We start from the raw sequence: 21,948 nt of genomic DNA, 5'->3' as shown, positions 1-21,948 counted from the left end.
CGGCCGAGCTGTGGTGTTCAGCCCACCATGAGTGCTAAAGCAGAGTTGAGTCCTGAAGGCTGGGTCCGCGAGCAGACCGAGAAGATCCTGGAGCAGGGCACGACCGACGGTGTGACCGTGATGGACCGTCCGATCGTCCTGTTCACCACGACCGGCGCGAAGTCGGGCAAGAAGCGCTACGTCCCGCTGATGCGCGTGGAGGAGAACGGCAAGTACCTCATGGTCGCCTCGAAGGGCGGCGCGCCCGAGCATCCGGCGTGGTACCACAACGTGAAGGCGAACCCCCAGGTCACCGCGCAGGACGGTACCGAGGTGAAGGAATTGACCGCGCGCGAGCTGAGTGACGGCGAGGAGCGCGATCACTGGTGGGAGCTGGCCGTCGCCGCCTTCCCGCCCTACGCCGAGTACCAGACGAAGACCGATCGGCAGATCCCGGTGTTCGTCCTGGAGTGAGCGTCGCGCTGCATCGATAAAGCCCCCGACCGCGGTCGGGGGCTTTACGCTGTCTGAGGCAACCTGCCGGAGGGAGGGTCATGGGTGACGTGATCGACTTCAAGCAGGTCTCCACCGCGGGACTCGAGAGTTCACCGGTTGCGGAGGCGCTGGCGGGACTCCGGGCAAACGAGGCCCGGTACTACAAGACGAAGTACGGGCACGACTTCACCGTCGTCCCGGCGTCGGACGCGCCCGAAATCCTCGACCGGGTGACCGCGATCCTGGCCGACGAGCGCGACATCACCATCGCCTCACCCGCGCTCGAGGTCAGCGACTTCGAGGTGGGCCCGGACGACGGAAGGCTGCACATGTCGTACGTGTTCTACGAGTCCGGCCCTCGCGGTGAACGTCATGTACAGCATCGATCCCGGTGGGAAGCGTGCCGTCGGGTTCAAGCTCTCGGACGGCATGGACGTCCCGGCCGAGTTGGAGTCGAAGTTCAAGTTCGCGCGTCAGAGATCGAAACTCGCCGGCGTGATCCGCGGGTCGTACTTCGTCATCAAAGGGGAGTACTGACCCCCGGGGTCACGAGAAGCGGATATTCAGTGTGGCGAGACCGAAGATCTTGCGGCCGCCCGACTTGGCCACCACGATCACGATGCCCGTCCGGGTCGCCGGATCGAGCGACTTGATCCGCCCGCTGTACTCGATCTCGCCGCCCTCGGCGCCGGACACGACAGCGGGCTGGGACAGGCGCACCGCGTAGCGGGTGACGGCACCCGGGTCGCCCGACCACGACGACACGAAAGCGGCCCCGAGCCCCATGGTCAGCATGCCGTGCGCGATGACATCAGGCAGGCCGGCCAGTTTTGCGCTCGTCTCGTCCCAATGGATGGGGTTCGCGTCGCCCGCGACACCGCCGTAGTTGACCAGATCGCCGCGCGACAACCTGATCGTGTGCAGAGGCAGTTCGTCGCCGACGTTCAGCTCGTCGAAGTTCCGTGCGCCCGATGTCCGCCCGCTGTCGTCAGCGGTGCGGACGTCAGCGTCGGGACGGACCGTCCGCACGTATCGTTCCGCCGCTTCGTCGTGGCTGAAGATGTTGACGTCGTGCATCATCACCTTGCGGACCGCACTGCTCAACTCGGGGTCGACCTCGTCGGCGGTGACCCCGACGACCGTCGTGTGCATGGTGTGCACACGCTCGCCTGAGGCATCGGTCATGGTGTTGGTCACGGTGATCAGGTCTTTGCCCGCGATCCGACGGACACTCGTCAGCTCCACGTCCGTCGTCAGCTTGTCGCCGGCGACGATCGGGCGGTGCTGCTCGAAGACCTGCTCGGTCTGGACGTAGGTGTCGTATCCGACGATGACCTTCTCGAACAGCTCCCGGTTCGCCGCCATCGCCGGGATGGAGGTGAAGGTGAGCGGCGCGACGAGACCGGAATAGCCAAGGGCGGCTGCGGCTTCGGGCTCCCAGTGGGCGCCGTGGTAGTCCTGGACCGCGCGTGCGTACTCACGCACCTTCTCGCGGCCGACCTGATACGAGCCGTCGAGCACGTAGTAGTGGCCGACGCGGGATCCGATCCCGGAGGGATCGTCGGTGGTCGTGGCGGTGGTCGTCGGGGTGTGCGTCACCCCGAACACGCTAACGGTGTGCGCATTCGAGTCCAACTCCGGAGTAACTCTCCGACACCGCGGTCAGCGCCGGAGACCTTTCCCGTGGGCGTACTCGGCCGGGCGACCCGAGGTCTGCCAGTCGTGCCAGTTCTCCCGATGGCGGCACATCCACTTCTCGTGAAGTCGACGGAATCGAGGTGAGAGTCGACGGGTGGTTTCGACGACGATCACCACCGGTAGTCGGAGCACGATGACGAGCATCCCCGGAACCGGACTGGGCATCCGGTAGCGCAGCCGCGTCGTGGGCAGCATGTAGATGCTCGAGTACGCCGCGTACATCGCCGCGTTGTATGTGCCGCGCAACCGCTGCAAGCCGGTCGACCCGCGCTTCGCGAACGCCGCCGGGAACGACTCGATGAGCTCTGCGCCGTCGGCCCCGGCGTCGTAGGTGCGGGTGGACGTGACGAAGGCCAGCAATCGCAACGAGTCGGCGATCGTTTCCGGATACCACTGCGTGCGCACCCCGAGTAGGTGGCCGAGGTAGCGCTGATAGTGCAGCAGGACGCGGATCTCGCGGGGTGTCGTCTGTATTCCGGTCAGCCACAGCGCCATCGCGGGCACCACGCTGCCGCCCAGCAGGGTCAGTAGTTGGTAGGACTGACTGATCGGGTCGCCCCAGCGTCGGCGGTCCCATTCCGGGTGTTCGGCGACGGTGCGCCGGACCCACACGTGCATGATGCGTACCCGCATCGCCGTCGCACGACCCTGCGACCCCGGCGTCAGCAACGCGCCCGGGTGCGAGACGTCGATCCAGAAACGCGAGGTCTCCAGGAAACGTCGCAGAGCGTTGTCGCCCGCATAGCCCCCGGCCAGCGAGAGCGGTTTCGCGACCGCGGCCTCGGTGTACATCTCCAGGGTGATCCCCCCGGCGACGCTGAACAGGCCGGTACCCCACCGGCGCCAGATGGCCTCGCCCTCCGTGATCAGCTCGGGGTCGACCCAGTCGGGCACCGTCTCGAATTCCTCGAACAGGTCGACCAGTGCCGGCGGGGGATCGTCGATGCTGTCCAGGCCGTCGGTGAGTGCCTGATCGAGCAGGGCCCGGGCCGCCTCGCCGCCCAGCGTGCCGTAGACCTCGTCGACGAATCGTTCGGCCACGGGATCGGTGCGGAACATGTCCTCGGCGAAGGTGCGGAGGTTCTCCGGCTCCGGGAAGAGGTCTTTGCGGGTGAACTGCCGTACCAGCGCCCGCACGCCTCGCAGACGCTGGTTGGTCATCGCGGACTCGTAGGCGACCGCCGCCGGAAAGGCAGGAGTATCGGGTGGCAGCGAGGTGGACACAGGACTCCTGACGTGAGACGGATTCCTAGATGTGTATCACCCGCGGTGCTCTGCTGACCAGTCGGCAACGGCGTCTTGACTTCAAGTGAACTCGAAGTTGCACCGTGGTGGGACATCCAACCAACTCGTGGAGGTATCGATGCGCCGCGTATTCGCCGACCTGTGGGAGACCAGCTCCGACAACCCGTTCCCGGGACTGACCACGCATGCCTACCTGTGGAGGTCGACTCGAAATGTCCTCTTCTACTCGGTTGCGTCGGACTCCGAGTTCGATGAGCTCTACCGCCTGGGTGGGATCGACGAGCAATATCTGTCGCATCAGGATGAGGCCGGGCCGCTGCTGGCTGCGATCCACGGACGATTCGGGACGACACTGCACGCTCCTTTCGCCGAAGCGGACCGGATCGGCCGCTACGCGCGGATCGGGGTGGGGCTCGCGGACCGGCACACGGACGGCAACGGGGTCGAGGTGATCCCGACACCCGGCCATTCCCCGGGTAGCACGAGCTACCTGGTGCACGGCGCCGACGGCGACCGCTACCTGTTCACCGGGGACACCCTCTATCGCAGCGAGTCGGGGCGGTGGACCGCCGGGTATCTCCCGGGCATCAGTGACCCCGTCCAGCTCGCGGGGAGCCTCGAACTGCTGGCCACTCTTGCCCCGGACGTCGTCATATCGAGCGCGTATGCGGGGGAGTCAGCCGTTCACCGTGTCGACACGTCCACCTGGACAGCCGGTGTCACCGAAGCGATTCTCGGCCTGCAGGTGGCTGCGGACCGAAACGCCTAGTCGAACAGCCGCCGGAAGAGATTGGTCTCGGCGAGGTCGACCAGTTCGTCGCCGCGTCCGGACAGTACGGTGCGGAGCGCGTACAGCGTGAAGCCCTTGGCCTGGGCGGCGGTGATCGTCGGCGGGATGGACAGCTCCTGCCGAGCGGTGACGACATCGAGAAGCGCCGGACCATCGTGGGCGAGGAGCTCGTCGACCGCACCGGCCAGGTCGTCCGGCCGCTCGACGCGCCGACCGTGGATACCGAGCGACTCCGCCAGCGCGGCGAAGTCCGGATTCTCCAGATCGGTTCCGTAGTTGACGAATCCGGCCGCCTTCATCTCGACCTCGACGAAGTTCAGCGACGAGTTGTCGAAGACGACGATCTTCACCGGCAGGTTGTTCTGCGTGATGGTCAGCAGCTCGCCGAGCAGCATCGCGAGCCCGCCGTCGCCGGCGAGCGCAACGATCTGGCGGTCCGGGAAGGCGGTCTGTGCGCCGATCGCCTGGGACACGGCATTGGCCATCGAGCCGTGGGTGAACGAGCCGATCAGGCGACGGGCCCCGTTCATCTCGAGGTAGCGCGCCGCCCACACCACCGGTGAGCCGACGTCGGGGATGAACACCGCGTCGCGGTCGGCTTTCTCGCTGATCAGGCGAGTCAGGTACTGCGGGTGGATCGGTGCCCGGTTGCGGTCGTTGTCGGCGAGGTCGTCGAGGCGGCGACGTGCCGTGGCGTAGTGGGCCAACGAGGTCGACAGGTGTTCGGAGTCGCGGCCGGTGGAGATCTTCGGCAGGAGCGCACGGGCGGTGTCGCCGACATCGCCGACGAGTGGCAGGTCGACGGGGCAGCGTCGACCGATCTGCTCGCCACGGATGTCGACCTGGATGATGGTCGCCTTCGACGGATAGAACTGTTCATAGGGGAAGTCGGTGCCCAGCATGAGCAGTGTGTCGCACTTCTCGATCGCCCGGTATCCGGACGAGAAGCCGAGCAGCCCGGTCATTCCCACGTCGTAGGGGTTGTCGTACTCGATGAATTCCTTGCCCCGCAACGCGTGCACGACGGGGGCCTGCAGGGCACGGGCGAGCTCGACGACCTCGTCGTGAGACCCCTGCACCCCCGCCCCGGCGAGAAAAGTCACGCGCTCGGAGGCGTTGAGAGTGTCTGCGGCGCGGTCGATCTCGGCATCGGTGGGCCGGGTGACGCGGGGGATACGGCGGATGGGGGCGCCGGCGCGCCGTTTCGGGCACGGCGCCAGGAAGGTCTCACCCGGGATGACGAGGACCGCGACGTCCTGTTTCTCGACCGCGGTGCGCAGGGCGATGTCGAGCAGGCGCGGCATCTGGTCGGGCGTGCCGACCATCTCGCAGAAGGCGCTGCATTCCCGGAACAGCTGCTCGGGGTGGGTCTCCTGGAAGTAGCCGGTGCCGATCTCCGTCGCCGGGATGTGCGCGGCGATCGCGAGGACCGGGACACGACTGCGGTGTGCGTCGAACAGTCCGTTGATCAGGTGCAGGTTGCCGGGCCCGCAACTTCCCACGCACACCGCCAGTTCACCGGTGAGCGCGGCTTCGGCGGACGCGGCGAACGCCGCCGACTCCTCGTGTCGCACATGTCGCCACGAGATGGTGTCGTTTCTCCGCAGGGCATCGGTGAAACCGTTGAGTGAATCACCGGGCAACCCGTGGACGTGCCGGACTCCGGCGCGCTCGAGTTCCTCGACGATCCTCTCCGCGACAGTGGGCGGCATGGCGATCCGTTCGGTCGGCGGCGGTGTGCCCCGACTATAGACGCGGCGCGCGCCGGTGTGACCTCCAGAGAATTCGACCCACCCTGATTCGCCGACATGTCTCCGCTGCCAGACGGTGTGAAAATCGATTGCATGCCACGACGCGGTGAACCACTCCGGAAGCTCGGTTTCCTGACGATCGGACGCTTCGACGGTGACGACCCGCGCCCCGGTCACCTCGAGACGCTCCGGATGATCGAGCTGGCCGAGCAACTCGGCTTCGACAGCGTGTGGGTGCGCAACCGGCACCTGCAGTACGGCATCTCCTCGCCGGTGGCTCTGTTGGCGGCCGCAGCGGTGCGCACCAGCCGTATCGAGCTCGGTACCGCGGTGATCCCGCTCGGTCTGGAGAATCCGCTGCGGCTGGCCGAAGACCTGGCGACGGTCGACATCCTCAGCGGGGGACGGCTCAACCCGGGGGTCTCCGTCGGTGTGCCGATGCGCTACGACGACTTCAAGACCGCGCTGTACCCCGAAACCCATGCGCTGGAGAACTTCTCGAAGGACCGGGTGGTGAGGCTCCTGGACAACCTGCGGGGCGAACCCGTCAGCGACTTCGAGGGCACCGTCGGGATCGAGACGTTCTCCCGACGGGTGCAACCGCATTCCCCGGGTCTCGCCGGTCGGGTCTGGTACGGAGGTGGATTGAGCTCGGCGATCTGGGCGGGCCGACAGGGCATCAACTATCTGACCTCGTCGGTGGTGACCACCGAGGGCACGGAGTCGCGCGACTTCGCGACCATCCAGGCCGAACACATCGATGCCTACCGTGCCCATCACGTCGATCCCGACCGTGCGCGCGTGTCCCAAGGGCTCGTGGTGATCCCCACGGATTCCGCGACCGCGGGCCAGATCCGCAAGTACCGGGCGTATGTCGACGGTCGGTTCGAGCGCACCCTCACCCCGCAGGGCCCGCGGGGCCTCCTGTTCTCGCCGGATCTCGTCGGACCGTCCGATGAACTCGCCGAGAGACTGTATGAGCACGCGGGATTCCAACGCGCCACCGAGGTGGCCTTCGCGTTGCCGTTCTCCTTCGACGAGCCGGACTACCTGCAGATCGTGGGTGATCTCGCCGGGCAGCTCGGACCGGCACTCGGATGGACGCCGGCCGGCGGGACTTCGTAACGAGTAACCCTGCGATGAAGCATCTTTCGCTACGGGATGGTGGAGGACTCGACCGGTTGACGCAGCAGGGTCCGAAGTTTCTCCGGAGCTACTCGGCGGAAGTCGCTGAAGTAGATCTCATGGTGACGGCCCGACATGCGTAAGCCGTTGTCGGGTATGAACCGATCGTGCATCTCGGCCAGCACCGGCCCCTCGTCGTCGAAGGGCCCGTGGTGCAGTGTCTGAACACACGACCCCTCGTCCAACGACTCCGTGCGTAGATCGGCGAGACGCGGCGGGGGCTTCGTCGCGCCGGCCTCGAGAACAGCGGCGTCGAGCAGGTCCTCGCCGATCCAGTCGGGAACCATCAGCATGAGCGTCCAACTCCAGCGGCCCTTGTCCCGGGCGCCGGTGAAGGTGCTCATGTCGTCGGCCCACCAGAGCCCCTCGAGGGGCGGGACGACGTAGTCACGGCCGAGTTCACGACTGCTTGCGAACTTCAGCTTGTACGCAACCGGATACAGCGTCTCGATCGACGCCGCGAACTGTGGTGTCGAGTTGGGGTCGCCCGATCCGTCGATCATCAGGTAGCGCATGGCCGGAACGTCGAGAATGCGGAACTGGCCGCGCCGCGCCTTGTACGAGTCCAGCGTCTTCTTGAAGTCCACCTTCTCGGGCACGCCCTCGACACTATCCGGGAATGCGTCGCCGCTCATAGGTTCGCAGCGCGAGAAAGTATGCGGCCCCGCCGATGGCGAGACTCCAGGCGAGCGAGGCGACAACACTCGCGGTGGGGACCGGAGCGTCGGTGAGGGTTCCGCGCAGGACCTCGATGACGGGGGTGAAGGGCTGGTACTCGGCGAATTGCCGCAACCCGGTGGGTAGGGATTCGGCCGGTACGAAACCCGTGCTGAGGAACGGCAGGATCGTGAGGAACATCGGTGTGTTGCTGGCGGTCTCGACGCTCTTGGCCGCCAGCCCGAGGTAGACCGAGAGCCAGATCAGCGCGACGGAGAACACGGAAGTCACGCCGAGCGCGCCCAGCCAGTCGAGCGGACCGGCCGACGGCCGGAATCCGATACCGACCGCGACGGCGAGGACCACGACGATGCTGAACAGCGCCTGCAGGAGGCTGGCGAGTACGTGACCGGTGAGGACAGCGGAGCGAGCGATGTCCATGGTGCGGAAACGGTTGATGATCCCCGAGGTCATGTCCATGGCAACGACGATGGCGGTGCCCTGAACCGCCGACGCGACAGTGACCAGCACGATCCCGGGCACCACATAGTCGAGGTAGGCGGCCCGCCCGCTGTCGCCGGACTGCGTGGTCATCCCGGCGCCGAGCTGGCCCCCGAACACGAAGACGAACAGCAGCAGGAAGACCACCGGGATGCCGACCAGCATCACGGTGAGCACCGGGAACTTGATGAGCCGCCGAACGTTGCGGCGGACCATGACCCGCGAATCCGACACCGTGTGTGCCAGGGTCGTCATGAGGCGGCTCCGGACGGATCCGGGTCGGTGGCACCGGGTTCGCCGGTGTCGGCATCGGCGGCCGCGGAAGCGGGATTGCCGGTGAGCGCGAAGAACACATCGTCGAGGGTCGGGGCGTGGACACCGACGTCGGTGACCGTGATGCCGGCGGCCTCCAGCTGGTTCAAGGTGGTGCGGACAGTGGTGACGGTGTCGTCGGTCGCGATGTCGAGGCGTCGTGCTTCGGGAACCGGACGCGCATCCGGCAGAAGCGATGCCGCCTTGTCGAAGGAGTCGCGGTCGGCGAAGGTCAGGCGCACCTCGGAGTCGTGCACCCGGCTCTTCAATTCGGCGGCGGTGCCCTCGGCCACGATGTGGCCGTGGTCCAGGACGGCGATGCGGTCGGCGAGCTGGTCGGCCTCCTCGAGGTACTGCGTGGTGAGGAAGATCGTGACGCCTTCGGCGGCGAGCCGGGAGATGGTCTCCCACAGCATCCGTCGACTCCTGGGGTCGAGACCCGTGGTCGGTTCGTCGAGGAAGATCACTCGCGGAATGGACACCAGAGTCATGGCGAGATCGAGGCGCCGACGCATGCCGCCGGAGTAGGTCGACACCGCGCGGTCGGCGGCCGCGACCAGATCGAACTGCTCGATCAACTCCTGGGCGCGGGCCTGTCCGTTGCGTCGGCCCAGCCGTCGTAGGTCGGCCATGAGCACCAGATTGTCCCGCCCGCTGAACAATTCGTCGACCGCGACCGACTGGCCGGTGACACCGATCATCGCGCGCACCGCACGCGTCTGCGCGACCGTGTCGTATCCGCCGATCGTCACCGTCCCCGAGTCGGCGGGGAACAGGGTCGACGCGATGCCGACGGTCGTGGTCTTGCCGGAACCGTTCGGCCCCAGCAGGGCGGTCACGCTGCCGGCGGGTATCTCGAGATCGATGCCGTCGAGAACGCGGTGTCCGCCATAGCTTTTCGTCAACCCGCGGATCTCGATGTCGGCGCCGGTGGTCAACCGATCGGGTCCGTCCGGCGGGCCGGTGCGCTCATCGGTCCTGCGCGTCGAGCCGGGCCGCGACCTCGGCGGGGAATCCGCCGGTGGCCACCGGACCCCACCTCGTCGGCGTGATGCGGATCAGCGACTTGCCCTGTGTTCGCATCGCCGCTCGGTACTCGTCCCAATCGGGGTGCTCACCGGAGATGCTGCGGAAGTAGTCGACGAGCGCGTCCTCGGCCTCGGGCATGTCGAGGACCTCGGCATCACCGTGGACCTGGACCCAGGCGCCGTTGAAGTCGTCGGAGAGCACCACGACACTGGCCACCGGCGTGTGCCGGAGGTTCGCCGCCTTCGCCCGGCCGGGATAGGTCGAGATGACGATGCGGCCCTGCTCGTCGACCCCACCGGTGACCGGCGACATCTGCGGGCTGCCGTTGGAGCGGACGGTGCTGAGGATCATGTGGTGGCGCGGCCGGATGAACTCCAGCAGTTCGGCACGGTCGACACCATCGGCTTTCGCGACTGTTCTGGCCATGCGCCGACCTTACGCCGGGACCGGGGTCTCAGGGCAGCGCGGCGATGAGGCCGGCCTGGACGGCGCTGACCGGGGTCGTCGACTTGCCGTCGACCGTCATCGCGTCGTCGGTGTTGATCACGATGATGATCGTCGTGTCCGAATCGTAGTTGTGGAACAACGAGGTGTTGTATCCGGGGAAATCCCCGTCGTGACCCCACCATCCGTCGCGGTTGCCGATACCGATGCCGTATCCGGAGGTGGCGGTGTTCGGTGGCGGCGAGGTGAGAATCGAGTCCCGGCGCAGTTGTTGGGTCGCCGGATTCAGGACGCCCTGCCCGGTGAACAAGGCCTCACCCCAGGTCTGCAGGTCGTCTACGGTCGAGATGACGGCACCGGCGGTGGACGCGAAGGACGGATTCCAGCGCGTCGAGTCGACCGTCTGCCCGTCGGGCTGGCCCTGGTCGGTGAGGCCGTCGAGGTGTGGGTCGGGGATCTCGACCGACCCGCCGGGCCACGAGGACTCGTCCATGCCCAGGGGCGTGAAGATCCGGTCGGCGAAGACCTCGCCGATGGGTTTCGCGAGCACCTTCTCGATGACCAGGCCCAGCAGGACGTAATTCGTGTTGGAGTACTCCCAGCCCTGCCCGGGCGGAAAGCTGGGTGGCAGCGCCTTCGCGGTGTCCACCAGTTCGGTGGGCGTCCAGACGGATTCGGGGTCGGCGAAGAACTTCCGGTCGAAGGACTCGGACGCGGTGTACGACGGGATGCCGCTGGTCATGTCGGCGACCTGGCGCAACGTCGCGCTGCCGTTCGGGGCGTCCGGGACGAACCTGTCGATGCGGTCGTCGAGCGAGACGCGGCCCTCCTGGACGAGCTGCAGCAGCAGGGTGGCCGTCATCGTCTTGGTGAGCGAGCCGATGCGGGTGTGATCCGCCGCCCGGATGGGATCGTCCCCGCCGGCCGCCCGGACCCCGGACGTCCCCGTCCAGGTTCCGGCCGGTGAGATGACCCGGGCGATGACGCCGGGGAGATTCCCGGCGGCCCGGGTGTCGTCGATCGCCTTCTGGAACGCCGCCGCGGTGTCGGCCGGCACCGAGGTCGTCTGACCCGAGCCGGGCGCTGCACTCGACGATCCCGCACCGGATGCCGTCTCCGAGGGTGAGCATGCGACGAGGCCGAGTACGGCCGCTGCACCGATCGTCACCATGCGGAGGAGGGCCGTGGCGCGCACGGGGTTTCGGCTCATGTGGTCACTCTAACGGCAGGTCGGCGCACCGAGGCGACTTGGCGCAAATGGGACAACGTCCGGGGCGGGTATGTCAGATGCGGTGCGCCAGCGCCGGCGAGACCGGGTAGATGTCGACGGCCGTGGCGAGCTTCGAGGCGACGGCCCGCTCCCGCGCCACCGGGTCGAAACCCCGCCCGTACGGCCGGTCCGGGACGGACGTACCGGAATCCACCACCGTCCAGTCCGAGCCGGCCTCGACCAGTGACCAATGTTTGGTGGTGTAGTAACCCGGCATCGCCGCGACCGCGATCCCGGGATCGCCCGCGGCCGCGGCCATCAGGTGCGGGTGGAACCGCGTGCTGATCCAGGTGTTGTGGTGACCGGCGGGCAACCCGTCGTTCCAGACGTCGCGGAAGGTGCGCACGGTGGCACCGGCCAGACGTGTTCCGAGCCGGTAGGGAACCTCGTAATCGTGCCCCGGGATTCCCTCGACGACGGTGACCGCCGAACCGGGTACGTCCCAGGCGTCGAGCGTCGCCCGCACGAAGTCGGCCAGGGCTTCGACGCCGGTCGCCCGCGGTCCGGTGAACCGCTCCGTGAGATCGGACTGCAAGCACAGGACGACGCCGTTCTCGGCCGGTGTGTCCATCTCGCGATACAGCGGAGGTCGCGGTCGGTGCAAGGCCAGCCACGCGTCGTCGCCGGAATGCCGTGCGCCGACGACGCCGTCGAGCACGTCGTACGACGCGGTGTCGCGCACGTCCACGACGTCGAATGCGGCGAACGCCTCGGTCAACGCCGCCCACGCCCGGCCCCGCAGCGCGGGCACGAGTCCCTGACCTGTCGCGGCGAGACGCGCGCCGGATCGCCGGGCCACTGCGGCAGCTGCGACGAACAACGAGACGTGGTGCGGCCACACGGTGTTGAGATAACCGCCACCGAGCAGGTGGATGGTGGTCGCCGAACCCAGGAGGTCGAGCCCGGCGGTCAGTCGCGGCGCCAGACCGGAGTCGAGGGCGGCGGCGGCGACCCACTCCCAGGGCGCGGGTTGTTCGGCCTCCGCCGCGTATGTGGTCAATTGCCACAGGGTGTCGACGACGAGCATGTTCGGGTGGGCATCGCGCAGCAGCGTCGTGGCCGTGCCCGGGCTGTGGCAGTCCAGCACGATCGTGGCATTCGGACGCACCCGGGTCAGGTGCCGCAACCAGGTTCTTGCGATCAGTTCGTCGCCGTAGTTCGGGTGGCCGGCCGGTGCCACCAGGTAGATCACCTCGCCGGCACCCATCGCGCGGCCGAGACGTGATTCGGCGGAGCGCTGCCGGACCGAGGTGCCGATGCGGTCGGCGAGCACGCCCGCGGCCCGGAACAGGGGGCGGTTGGGTGCCGGTCTGCTGGTCACGATTCCCAAGGTTACGGCGTGCGCGGCCGGTGGCCCCGGCCGGACAGAGATCGAACGACATGGCCGCGCGCCGGTACGAGGTGCCGCCGCTACCCGAAGGTGCCTTCGAGATGACGCAGCGCGGCCTTGCCGTCGGTGGTCGGCCCGCGGTACCCGACATACCCGTCGGGCCGGATGACGAACACCGTCGAACCGTCGGGGCGGTAGCCATCGGTGAAGCGGCCGTCGGTGTCCCGGAGCAGCGGTAGTTCGGTGCTGCCGACCTGCGCGGTCGGCGCGGCGATCACATGGATGTCGAGGTGGCCGTGCGCTTTCGCCGACATCTCGTCGGCGAGTGATTCGAGCGCCGCGACCTCGTCGGCGCCGGCGGTGGGGTCGGCGTACAGGACGAGCGAATGGTCGACGCCGCCGATCACGTCGAACAGTCGCAGCGGGAAATTGACGGAATCGCGGCTGAGGCCGGCGGCATCCGGTGCGCGTTCACCGGCGCGCGGTGCGGCCGGCGCCGTGGGTACCGCCGACCCGGCGACGAGCGGACTGTCGGCGTAGGAGATCAGCAATTGGCCCTCGCGCCGCATGATGAAGTCCAAGTCGTTGGAATCGGTGCCGATGCCTTCGCGGGCGTCCCGGACCGTGCGTCCCACGACCTCCTCGCCGACGGGCCGACGTTCGAGGTCGTAGCTGTCGAGCAGCCCGTCGGAGCCGACACCCGCGACGGCGAGGGCGAGCTTCCAGGCGAGGTTGTGTGCATCCTGCACGCCGGTGTTCATCCCCTGCGCACCCGTGGGCGGGTGGATGTGGGCGGCGTCGCCGGCGACGAACACGCGTCCACGACCGTAGGAATCGACGATGCGGTGACTGATCCGGAACACCGAGGACCAGCGCAGGTTCGACACCGTCGCGGGTTCCGGTGCGAGGCGGTCGACCACGGCCTGGATGTGGGACAGTTCCGGCGCCCGGGTTCCCTCGAAACCGTGCGCCACACCGTCTCCGCCGGTGGTCGGTGCGACCGCGAGTTCGTCGGGGACGAGCATCGACATCCGGTAGCGGCCGCGGCCGGGAAGGGGGATGCACACCAGTTGGTCGTCGGTCGTGCCGTCTGCGGTCTGGTGCATCGAGCGGATCGCGTACCCCTGGGGCATCGACCAGTCCGCCACGACGTCGCCGAGCATGTACTGCTCGGTGAAGGCGGCCCCTTCGAAGGACAGCTTGAGTCCCTTGCGCACCACGCTGTGGGCGCCGTCCGCGCCGAGCAGATAGCCCGCACGGACGGTGGTGTCCCCGTCCGGACCCGTGAGCGTCACGGTCACCCCGTCCGCGTCCTGGTCGAACGCGGACACGGCGGTGCCCCGGTCGACCTCGGTACCCAGATCGGTCAGGCGCTCACGCAGGATGCGCTCGGTCGCGTACTGGGGGAGCAGGTGGAATCGGTAGGGCACGTCGGGTGGCGTCGACAGATCGACCCGCGAGACCTGACTTCCGTTGACGTAGACGAGTTGTCCGCGCATCTCGAGCCCGGCGTCGAGCACCTGTTTCACGACGCCCATGCTCTCGAAGACCTCGAGCGTCCGCGGTTGGATCCCGACCGCCTTGGCGTACTGCGGGGGTTCGAGGAGCGGATCGACGATCCGCACGCGAACTCCGCGCCTGCGCAGCTCGATGGCGGCGGTCAAGCCGATGGGGCCCGCGCCGGCGATCAGGACATCGACTTCGGTCATGGAATCCTCCCGTTGTCGGCAGTCGCCGACGCTCTGAGGATTATCGGGCGGGTGGCATCCCACCGCCACCAGAACGGAGAAATCGGACGTCAAACGGACGGTCGACTCCGGCCCGGTCACCTCGGGATGGCGGCGGGGCCGATCGTCCGGGCGCCCAGTTGCGCGACTCTGGCCCGCAATTCACGGTCGGCGGTGACGACGATGCGCTCGCGACGAGGATCTGAATCCGCGACGACGCCGACGATCGTGTCGTCCCCCGAACCCGGCGCGTCGACGATCCGGACCTGTTCGCTCGCCACGACACCGCGGGCCCGACCCTCGACGACGAGCACCACCTCGAGTGGCCCCGGCAGTCCTTCGAGTCCGCCGACGGCGACGGAGTCGAGACGCGTCCGCAACCGTTCGGTGGCTCCGCGGCGATCGCGCCACCACCCGTCGGGCACCGAACCCACGACGTTGGCGGCGTCCACGACGAGCAGGGGCCGGTCGTTTGGGGTGCGATCGTGCCGGGGTCCGGACGGTTCAAGCATGCCGACCATCAGTCCACATCCGGCCACCCGGGGCAAGTGCGCTGTCCGATCGGCCGATCACAGGTCGCCGTGACAGAAGCGATTCGCCGGGTCGAGGCCGGCCTTGATCTCGTCGAGCCGGCGACGGTTGTCCGCGCTGAACGCGTCCGCGGCCCGGGCGACGCGTTCGGAGCCGGAGGTGAAGTTGAGGTAGGCGGCGCCGGTCACGTAGGGCTCGAGCTCGGCGCGGGTCACCCGCAACGTCGACTCGACGGCCAATGCGACGTGCGGATCGGGCACCGCCGCAACGAGTTCGAGAAGGAACCGGCCCTGTCGCCCCCGATCGTTGGGCGCGTTGTCCGCGCTGCGAGCGATCGCTCCACCGGCGTGGCGGATCTCGCCGCACACGATGAGCGGCGCAGACGCCGGGGCCGGCCGGACCCGCGCGGCGACGATGTCGACGGCCACGTCGGGGAGATCGTCGAACCATTCGGTGGTGACCATCACCGGCATCGGCTCGGTCGGGTCCATGCTGACGGCGTCGATCGCCGAGAACGGCAGCGCACCCCACATGTCTACGACCGGCGTCCGCCACTCGCGCCATTCGTCGACGACCGCGCGACCGGCGTCGAGATCCCCGGACCAGCAGCCGCGCACGACGGCGAAGCTCCGGCCGCGGAGCGGCGCCGGGACGTCGTCCGTGGGCGGGAGGTTGAGAATCGCGACGGCCGACGTCAGCTCCTCGGACTGGGCGGGCGCCCAGTCGCGGAACCGGCGGATGATCTCCTCGGCGTCGGCGGCCGGATAGAAGAGATTGCCGGCGTACACGGTCGACACCTCGACGAGCGCGATCTCCATGGACGTCACGACACCGAGACCGCCGGCGCCGGCGCCGCGCAACGCCCAGAAGAGGTGCGGGAAACTGGTATCGGTGACCCGGATCGGTGTCCCGTCCGGAGTCACCAGGTCGAACGAGAGCACGCGGTCCGACGAGAGGCCGTGGCGTCGACCGAGCCAGCCGAAACCGCCCCCGAGCGTGTAACCGACCGCCCCGACCCCGCCGGCCGAGCCCATCAGTGGCGCGAGACCGTACGGCGCCGCCGCGTCAACGACCGTTCGCCATGGGGCGCCGGCGCCGACCCGGGCGGTCCGGGTGACGGGGTCGACGCTCACCGACGAGAGCCGGGAGGTGTTGATCAGCAGTCCGCCGTCGGCCGGTCTCCCCGTGCCGTGACCGGTCGCCTGGACGGCGACGCGTAGATCTTCCTCGACGGCGAAGCGGACCGCCTCGACCACGTCGAAATGATTGTCGGGCACGGCGATCACGGCCGGGCGGTGCACGTCGAGCCGGTTGAAGCCGGATCGCGCGTCGAGGTAGCCGGCATCGCCGGGGCCGAAGACGTCGCCGGCGATCCGGTCGCGTAGTTGCGCGAGGACCGAGGTACGGGTCCGGACGGTGAGGCGCTCGGCGTGCTCGGGCAGGGAGGAGGCGGGTGTTGCGGGCATCGGCAGGTCCTCGGTCGCGGCCGGAACGATCCGGCGGAATTCGTCGGGCTCCGGACGACGCCGGAGTCCTGACCAGGGTCGCCGACGGCGCTTGAAGGCGACTTGAGGCGGACTTGGCGACTCAGGTCGGGGACGTCAGACCCCAGGTCGTGGCCAGCGAATCGATCCGTCGGATCAACCCGGCCGCCTCCTGCGCGCGGGCGGTGTCGCGCGCGGTCGCCAGCGTGGCGCCGACCACGGACGCCGGACGCCCGTTGGCGTACTCGTAACGTGCGCGGACGAGGAGGCGGTGGGCGTCGGCATAACGTTCACCGGTGCGGTCGGCGAAGTCGTCGGCCCGGTCGAGCAGTGTGGCGGCGTCGGTGAGCTTGCCGGCGACGATGAGGACCTCGGCGTGCAGACCCAGCCAGTAGCCCTCACCCGTCCGCGGGTGATCCTCCATACCGACCTCGTCGGCACCCAGTCGCTCGATGTGCTCCAGGGCGTCGTCGAGGTCGCCGGTGAGGGCGCGCGCCCACCAGTACATGCGTTCGCCGCCGCGACGGAGGTAGGCGAGGGGCCCGACGCCGTCGGACGTGATGGCCGGGCCCGCGTCCAGAACCCACCTCGTGTCGCCGAGCATCGACGCCCCGCCGACGGCGAAGATGGCCATGGCGAGCCGGGACCGTGGATCGGGATGGGCATCGGCCATCGCGGCGAAGAGGTCTCGGCCGGCGTCGACACCGCGATGCACGGTCGCCGCCCAGGCGCGGAAACCGCGGGCCATCGCGAGCTGATCGTCGCGGAGACCGTCGACGACGACGTCGATCGGCGCATAGTCCTCCAGGATGCGATGCGCCGCACCGAAATTGCCGCGTGTGAACTCGTCGATGCCGGCGGCGTGCATGCCCAGATGGGTGACGACCGGGTCGTCGGATCTCTCGGCGCGCCGACGCAGATCCTCCGCGAGACGGTGGCCGGTGTGTGCATCCGCGATCTGGATGTGGGCCGCGCAGCGGGCGTAGTCGAGGGTGGCGAGGAGCCGGGCGTCGCCGAGGGCGGAGGCGAGTACACGGGCGCGGTCCTGCAGCTCGGGATCGGCGGCGAAGTACCCGTGCGCCGCGACGTCTCCGGCCAGTTGGGTGGTGATCGCGACGAGCTCCGCCTGCTGGTCACCGGTCGCGCGGGCGAGCGTCGCCGCATCCCCGAGATGCCGGCGCGCCCCGTCGAAATCGTAGGTGCGCAGCGCGATGTTCCCCGCCGCGAGGAGGGCGGTCGTGGTGCGCTCACGGTCGGCCAGCGGCCCGGCGGACCACAGATGCCGCGCGACTCTCGCCACGGCATGCGGCGACGAGTTGCCGGCGAGGGCGTCGGCGATCGCGAGATGCAGTCGCCGTGCGCGCATGGCGGCGATGCCGTCCGCGATCGCCTCCCGGATGATGTCGTGACTGAAGCCGAATCCGAACGGATCCTCCGGTCCGAGATCGATGACACCCGCCTCGCCCGCGGGTTCGAGGAGGTCGAGCGCCTCGTCGACCGGGCGCTTCGCGGCGGTCGCCAGCAGGACCAGGTCCACGCGGGTCCCGATGAGGGACGCGAGTTCGAGTAGTTCGGTCGTCGCCGCGGACATGCCGACCAGTCGCTGGCGCACCACATCACGGATGCCGGACGGGACGGCGCTGCCCGCGATGGACCCCCGGTCGGCCAGGATGCGGGCGAGTTCGCGCACGAAGAAGGCGTTGCCTCCGGTGCGTCGCTGGATCGACGACACGGTGGCGACCTCCGGCCACTGCCGGGTCTCGCGCCGGATGAGCTCGGAGATGTCGTCGCCGCCGAGCGGGCCGACGTGGAGGCGGCGATGCTCCGGCAACCGGGCCAGCGTCGCCAGGGTGGTGGCGACGACGGGCCGGTTCGACGGCGAACGCAACGAGGCGAAGAACGTGACCCCGGCGGTGCGTCGGGCGGCCATGTGCGCGAACAACTCCAGAGACGCACCGTCGGCCCACTGCAGATCGTCGAGCACGATGATCAGCTTCGACGTCGCGGCCACCCCCTCGAGGAGATCGGCGGCCTGGTCGTAGAACTGGAATCGAGCGGCCGCGTCCGGCATCTGCCGGGGCGGCGGGATCACGTTGACGCCCTCGGTCACCATCCGGCCGAGTGAACTGTCGAGGAGTCGTTCCCGATCGGCGGGGTCGAGCCGGGGGAGGACCGCACCGAGGATCTGCACCCACGGCCACATCGAGGGTGCGGCCGGGTCGTCGACGCAGCGCCCCCACAGGACCCGGAGGTCGGCGGCGCCCGCGGCCCGACGGCCGGCTTCGTCGATGAGCGCCGTCTTGCCCGCGCCCGGTTCGCCCTCGACCACGACCACGCCGCCGTGTCCTGTCATCGAGGCGAGCACCGCCCGATGCAACGCGGCGAGTTCGTCGGTCCGGCCGACCACCGACGGGGCGTCGTCGAGGTCGGCGTCGTCGACCGATTCGTCCGTCGTCGACTGCGCCGACGTCCGCGGGCCCGGTGTCGGGACGTCCGGCGCAAGCGTCACCTTGCCCGCGGCGGTGGCGGCCGGGGCGTCGAGATGCGGAGCGTGGTCGAGCATGTCGCGTTCGAGGGTGCGGAGACGGGGTCCCGGGTCGACGCCGATCTCCTCGGCGAGGGTCCGGCGGGCGGTGGCGATCGCCCCGAGTGCGTCGGACTGACGGCCGAGTCGGTAGAGGGCGGTGGCGAACAGCACCCACAAGCCCTCGTCGAGCGGCGCGCGTTCGACCTCGGTCTCCAGTTCGGTGACGAGCAGGCGGTGGTCGCCGTCGGCCATGCGGGCCTCGAAGGACATCTCCCGCGCCGCCTGCAGCATGCGGTCGAGGTGATCGGCGGCCTCGTCCCGGAAGGCGAGGCCCTCGAACTCGGGGAGCAGGGGACGATAGTCGGCGAGCACCTGGTGCAGCAGCGGTGCGGCACCCGCCGCGTCGCCCTGTTGCATCAATGCACGAGCATCGCCGACCCGGGCGGTCAGCCGGCGCACGTCGACGTTGTCGGCGGCCGTCGGGAGGCTGTACCCCGTCCCGTGGGTGAGCAGGACCGTGGAGGGAGTCCGAGGCTTTCGATGCGGCTCGAGGATTTTGCGCAGGCCCGAGATGTAGGACTGGAGCGACACCTCTGCGCGCTCCGGAGGCGAATCGCCCCAGATGCCCTCGATCAGACTGTCGGCGCGCACCGGAACACCCTCGGCAAGGATCAGCTGGGCGAGTGTCGCCCGCTGCTTGCGCGTGCCGAGTTCGACGGGGTCGGAACCGATCTGAGCCCCGAGGCCGCCCAAGACCGTATAGGAGATTTCGAGCATCAGCGTGAGTGTAAGTGGTGATCGGGTCCTTCCGGGCGGCTAGCGGCGAACGTGCCGACGATCTGCCCGCGACCGCCCGGGGATGTCGGTGGCCGGGAGTAGCTTGGCAGGCATGAGTCTCGCACTGGGCATGATCACCGTCGACGCACTCGCGCCCGCGCCCCTGGCGACGTGGTGGGCCGAGCAGCTCGGCGGCCGCATCGTCGAGGACAACGACGGTTACTTCATCGTCGTCGCGGTCGGGGAGGGCGGGCCGCTGTTCGCGTTCCAGCAGGTCGAGGACCCCACGCCCGGCAAGAACCGCGTCCACCTCGACCTGACCACCGACGATCTCGAGACGGAGGTGGATCGACTCGTGGCGGCGGGCGCGAGCCGGATCGCCGATCGTGAGATGCCCGGCTTCGTGTGGGTGACGCTCGCCGACCCCGACGGCAACCAGTTCTGCGTGTCGGCCCGACACGGTGCGGAGACGGCATCCTGACGCGTTCCCGCATCGCCCGGCCGGATACCCGGTGTGCCTGATGGGATTCACCCGGGCCGACCTGCTCGCCTACCGAGACCGCACCGTCGACGACCTCGTGGGCGAGGGCTGCAAGCTGCTGTTCGTCGGCATCAACCCCGGCCTGTGGACCGCGGCCACCGGTGCGCATTTCGCCCGGCCCGGCAATCGGTTCTACCCGGCGCTCGCCCGGGCCGGCATCGTCGACCACGTGATCGACGCATCGACGGGCATGTCCGACGCCGACCGGACGATGCTGCTCGACCGCGGCGTGGGGATCACCAACGTCGTGCCACGCGCCACCGCGACCGCCGCCGAACTGACCGTCGAGGAGTTCCGCGAGGGGGGACGCCGCCTGCGCGAACGGGTTCGTGAGATCCGCCCACGGGTTGTCGCGGTCGCCGGGATCACCGCGTATCGCAGCGCGTTCGGGCGCCGCGATGCCGTGCCGGGGCGGCAGGACGAGACGTGGGACGGGGCCGAACTCTGGGTGGTCCCCAACCCGAGCGGACTGAACGCGCACGAGACGGTCGAGTCCCTCGCGGCCGCCTACCGCCGGGCCGCGGCTGCCGCCGGGGTCGTCGACGACCTCAGAAGTCCTCCGAGCTGACGACCCGGCGTCGCACCGACAGCAACTCGACTTCGGGATGGGCTGCCGCAGAACGTTCGACGGCGTCGAGCACGTCGACGACATGTCCGCGGTCGGCGGCCACCGCACTGACCCCGATGACGGTTCGCCGATGGACGTCGAGGTGTCCGACCTCGGCAGCCGAGACCGTGTACCGCTTGCGCAGGTCGGCGACGATCGGTCGCACCACGGACCGCTTCTGTTTCAGCGAGTGCACGTCACCGAGCAGATAGTCGAACTCGCAGAACCCGATCCACATCAGTGGTCGGTGCGGATCAGCGTCGCCACGTGGTCGGGTACGTACTTGGACAGCGAGCGCGGCGGGCGGTGATAGTTGCCCGACTCGATCGGATGCTTGGGCAGGGACACGCGGGGGCGGGGGACCTCGGCGTACTCGATGGTCGACAGCAGATGCGAGATCATGTTCAGGCGAGCATGCTTCTTCACGTCGGATTCGACGACGTACCAGGGACTCAGCGCGGTGTCGGTGTGGACCATCATCTCGTCCTTGGCGCGCGAGTAGTCCTCCCACCGGTACACCGACTCGAGATCCATCGGGCTCAGCTTCCATTGCCGCACAGGGTCGTTCATGCGTGACCGGAACCGCTTGAGCTGTTCGTCGTCGGACACCGAGAACCAGTACTTGCGCAGCAGGATGCCGTCGTCGATGAGCATCTGCTCGAAGATCGGGGTCTGCCGCAGGAACCGCGAGTGCTCCTCGGGGGTGCAGAAACCCATGACCTTCTCCACGCCGGCGCGGTTGTACCAGGACCGGTCGAACAAGACGATCTCGCCGGGCGCGGGCAGATGCGCGACGTAACGCTGGTAATACCACTGTCCGCGTTCACGATCCGTCGGCGCCGGGAGCGCGGCGACCCGTGCGATCCGTGGGCTCAGATACTCGTGATGCGCTTGATCGTTCCGCCCTTGCCGGCAGCGTCACGCCCCTCGAAGATGACCACGACGCGGGTGCCGCTGTCACGGACCCATTCCTGGAGCTTCACGAGTTCGGTCTGCAACCGGAACAACTCCGCCTCGTAGACCTTGTTCCCGATCTTGGCCTTTTTCGCCTTGTCCTTCTTCGACATG

At 68.7% G+C, this 21,948-nt stretch carries 19 protein-coding genes and 2 pseudogenes; 6 read left to right on the top strand and 15 right to left on the bottom strand.

All coding sequences use genetic code 11. The annotated features are described in order from the left end of the window. Window positions 1-27: 27 nt before the first annotated feature. Both B1818_RS20420 and B1818_RS24685 read left to right on the top strand, forming a co-directional pair. Window positions 28-453: a nitroreductase family deazaflavin-dependent oxidoreductase gene (locus tag B1818_RS20420; protein ID WP_058253168.1), complete on the top strand. Its 426-nt coding sequence runs from the start codon at window positions 28-30 to the stop codon at window positions 451-453. 80 nt (window positions 454-533) lie between these two features. After that, window positions 534-1,011: pseudogene (locus B1818_RS24685) on the top strand (phage tail protein). Window positions 1,012-1,020: 9 nt separating this feature from the next. On the opposite strand, the gene B1818_RS20410 reads toward B1818_RS24685, so the two are convergent. Both B1818_RS20410 and B1818_RS20405 read right to left on the bottom strand, forming a co-directional pair. After that, window positions 1,021-2,073: a fused (3R)-hydroxyacyl-ACP dehydratase subunits HadA/HadB gene (locus B1818_RS20410; RefSeq protein WP_078113833.1), complete on the bottom strand. Its 1,053-nt coding sequence runs from the start codon at window positions 2,071-2,073 to the stop codon at window positions 1,021-1,023. Window positions 2,074-2,136: 63 nt separating this feature from the next. Continuing rightward, complete coding sequence (locus B1818_RS20405) at window positions 2,137-3,396, bottom strand: oxygenase MpaB family protein (protein ID WP_078113819.1); 1,260 nt, start codon at window positions 3,394-3,396, stop codon at window positions 2,137-2,139. Between the two features lie 139 nt (window positions 3,397-3,535). On the opposite strand from B1818_RS20405, the gene B1818_RS20400 reads away from it, so the two are divergent. Further along, window positions 3,536-4,186 (top strand): MBL fold metallo-hydrolase, encoded by a 651-nt coding sequence (locus tag B1818_RS20400; protein ID WP_058253222.1) that lies wholly within the window; start codon window positions 3,536-3,538, stop codon window positions 4,184-4,186. Here B1818_RS20400 and poxB read toward each other — a convergent pair. Next, window positions 4,183-5,919 (bottom strand): ubiquinone-dependent pyruvate dehydrogenase, encoded by a 1,737-nt coding sequence (gene poxB, locus B1818_RS20395; protein WP_078113832.1) that lies wholly within the window; start codon window positions 5,917-5,919, stop codon window positions 4,183-4,185. The genes B1818_RS20400 and poxB overlap by 4 nt on opposite strands. Before the next feature lie 132 nt (window positions 5,920-6,051). Here poxB and B1818_RS20390 point away from each other — a divergent pair, with 132 nt between their 5' ends. Next, window positions 6,052-7,083, top strand: a complete 1,032-nt coding sequence (locus B1818_RS20390) for an LLM class flavin-dependent oxidoreductase (protein ID WP_078113818.1) — start codon at window positions 6,052-6,054, stop codon at window positions 7,081-7,083. Window positions 7,084-7,112: 29 nt separating this feature from the next. Here B1818_RS20390 and B1818_RS20385 read toward each other — a convergent pair whose 3' ends face one another. From B1818_RS20385 to B1818_RS20340, 10 genes are all read right to left on the bottom strand, one after another. After that, the gene (locus B1818_RS20385) at window positions 7,113-7,742 is read right to left on the bottom strand and encodes a GyrI-like domain-containing protein (protein ID WP_078113831.1); all 630 of its coding nucleotides are present in this window, start codon (window positions 7,740-7,742) and stop codon (window positions 7,113-7,115) included. Between the two features lie 10 nt (window positions 7,743-7,752). Then, entirely contained in the window at window positions 7,753-8,556 is an 804-nt protein-coding gene (locus B1818_RS20380) for an ABC transporter permease (protein ID WP_078113817.1), read from the bottom strand. Further along, entirely contained in the window at window positions 8,553-9,551 is a 999-nt protein-coding gene (locus tag B1818_RS20375) for an ATP-binding cassette domain-containing protein (RefSeq protein WP_078113816.1), read from the bottom strand. Before B1818_RS20375 ends, B1818_RS20380 begins: the two co-directional genes overlap by 4 nt. Window positions 9,552-9,582: 31 nt before the next feature. Further along, window positions 9,583-10,068 (bottom strand): PPOX class F420-dependent oxidoreductase, encoded by a 486-nt coding sequence (locus B1818_RS20370; protein WP_058253174.1) that lies wholly within the window; start codon window positions 10,066-10,068, stop codon window positions 9,583-9,585. A 28-nt stretch (window positions 10,069-10,096) separates the two neighbouring features. Continuing rightward, window positions 10,097-11,296 (bottom strand): serine hydrolase, encoded by a 1,200-nt coding sequence (locus B1818_RS20365; protein ID WP_176455963.1) that lies wholly within the window; start codon window positions 11,294-11,296, stop codon window positions 10,097-10,099. A gap of 73 nt (window positions 11,297-11,369) precedes the next feature. Next, window positions 11,370-12,677, bottom strand: coding sequence for a polysaccharide pyruvyl transferase family protein (locus B1818_RS20360; protein WP_078113815.1), 1,308 nt, complete (start codon window positions 12,675-12,677; stop codon window positions 11,370-11,372). Between the two features lie 89 nt (window positions 12,678-12,766). After that, window positions 12,767-14,395 (bottom strand): FAD-dependent monooxygenase, encoded by a 1,629-nt coding sequence (locus B1818_RS20355; RefSeq protein WP_078113814.1) that lies wholly within the window; start codon window positions 14,393-14,395, stop codon window positions 12,767-12,769. A 116-nt stretch (window positions 14,396-14,511) separates the two neighbouring features. Further along, window positions 14,512-14,925 (bottom strand): hypothetical protein, encoded by a 414-nt coding sequence (locus B1818_RS20350; RefSeq protein WP_065629882.1) that lies wholly within the window; start codon window positions 14,923-14,925, stop codon window positions 14,512-14,514. Window positions 14,926-14,982: 57 nt separating this feature from the next. After that, window positions 14,983-16,410 (bottom strand): FAD-binding oxidoreductase, encoded by a 1,428-nt coding sequence (locus tag B1818_RS20345; RefSeq protein WP_078113813.1) that lies wholly within the window; start codon window positions 16,408-16,410, stop codon window positions 14,983-14,985. Window positions 16,411-16,531: 121 nt separating this feature from the next. Beyond that, window positions 16,532-19,732 (bottom strand): AAA family ATPase, encoded by a 3,201-nt coding sequence (locus B1818_RS20340; RefSeq protein WP_078113812.1) that lies wholly within the window; start codon window positions 19,730-19,732, stop codon window positions 16,532-16,534. Between the two features lie 112 nt (window positions 19,733-19,844). On the opposite strand from B1818_RS20340, the gene B1818_RS20335 reads away from it, so the two are divergent. Both B1818_RS20335 and B1818_RS20330 read left to right on the top strand, forming a co-directional pair. Further along, window positions 19,845-20,213 carry a VOC family protein gene (locus B1818_RS20335; RefSeq protein WP_058253178.1) on the top strand — a complete coding sequence of 123 codons (369 nt, stop codon included), beginning with the start codon at window positions 19,845-19,847 and terminating at the stop codon, window positions 20,211-20,213. Window positions 20,214-20,253: 40 nt separating this feature from the next. After that, complete coding sequence (locus B1818_RS20330; RefSeq protein WP_058253179.1) at window positions 20,254-20,841, top strand: mismatch-specific DNA-glycosylase; 588 nt, start codon at window positions 20,254-20,256, stop codon at window positions 20,839-20,841. Here B1818_RS20330 and B1818_RS20325 read toward each other — a convergent pair. Both B1818_RS20325 and ppk2 read right to left on the bottom strand, forming a co-directional pair. Next, window positions 20,822-21,118, bottom strand: coding sequence for a DUF503 domain-containing protein (locus tag B1818_RS20325; protein WP_058253180.1), 297 nt, complete (start codon window positions 21,116-21,118; stop codon window positions 20,822-20,824). The two genes, B1818_RS20330 and B1818_RS20325, sit on opposite strands and share 20 nt — an antisense overlap. Next, window positions 21,118-21,947 (bottom strand): annotated as a pseudogene (gene ppk2, locus B1818_RS20320) (polyphosphate kinase 2). Before ppk2 ends, B1818_RS20325 begins: the two are co-directional and overlap by 1 nt. Window position 21,948: the final 1 nt, after the last annotated feature.

Origin of the sequence: Gordonia sp. IITR100 (genome assembly GCF_002009645.1) — a bacterium.
Lineage (GTDB): Bacteria > Actinomycetota > Actinomycetes > Mycobacteriales > Mycobacteriaceae > Gordonia > Gordonia hongkongensis.
The sequence above is the reverse complement of the archived record's forward strand: the minus strand, read 5'-3'. Positions and strand labels throughout refer to the sequence as shown.

Coding starts and splice junctions, on each gene's coding strand:
- B1818_RS20350 (WP_065629882.1), bottom strand. CDS start 14,925: ATGCTTGAACCGTCCGGACCCCGGCACGATCGCACCCCAAACGACCGG.
- B1818_RS20340 (WP_078113812.1), bottom strand. CDS start 19,732: ATGCTCGAAATCTCCTATACGGTCTTGGGCGGCCTCGGGGCTCAGATC.
- B1818_RS20370 (WP_058253174.1), bottom strand. CDS start 10,068: ATGGCCAGAACAGTCGCGAAAGCCGATGGTGTCGACCGTGCCGAACTG.
- B1818_RS20335 (WP_058253178.1), top strand. CDS start 19,845: ATGAGTCTCGCACTGGGCATGATCACCGTCGACGCACTCGCGCCCGCG.
- poxB (WP_078113832.1), bottom strand. CDS start 5,919: ATGCCGCCCACTGTCGCGGAGAGGATCGTCGAGGAACTCGAGCGCGCC.
- B1818_RS20345 (WP_078113813.1), bottom strand. CDS start 16,410: ATGCCCGCAACACCCGCCTCCTCCCTGCCCGAGCACGCCGAGCGCCTC.
- B1818_RS20400 (WP_058253222.1), top strand. CDS start 3,536: ATGCGCCGCGTATTCGCCGACCTGTGGGAGACCAGCTCCGACAACCCG.
- B1818_RS20380 (WP_078113817.1), bottom strand. CDS start 8,556: ATGACGACCCTGGCACACACGGTGTCGGATTCGCGGGTCATGGTCCGC.
- B1818_RS20325 (WP_058253180.1), bottom strand. CDS start 21,118: ATGTGGATCGGGTTCTGCGAGTTCGACTATCTGCTCGGTGACGTGCAC.
- B1818_RS20355 (WP_078113814.1), bottom strand. CDS start 14,395: ATGACCGAAGTCGATGTCCTGATCGCCGGCGCGGGCCCCATCGGCTTG.
- B1818_RS20420 (WP_058253168.1), top strand. CDS start 28: ATGAGTGCTAAAGCAGAGTTGAGTCCTGAAGGCTGGGTCCGCGAGCAG.
- B1818_RS20330 (WP_058253179.1), top strand. CDS start 20,254: ATGGGATTCACCCGGGCCGACCTGCTCGCCTACCGAGACCGCACCGTC.
- B1818_RS20365 (WP_176455963.1), bottom strand. CDS start 11,296: ATGAGCCGAAACCCCGTGCGCGCCACGGCCCTCCTCCGCATGGTGACG.
- B1818_RS20390 (WP_078113818.1), top strand. CDS start 6,052: ATGCCACGACGCGGTGAACCACTCCGGAAGCTCGGTTTCCTGACGATC.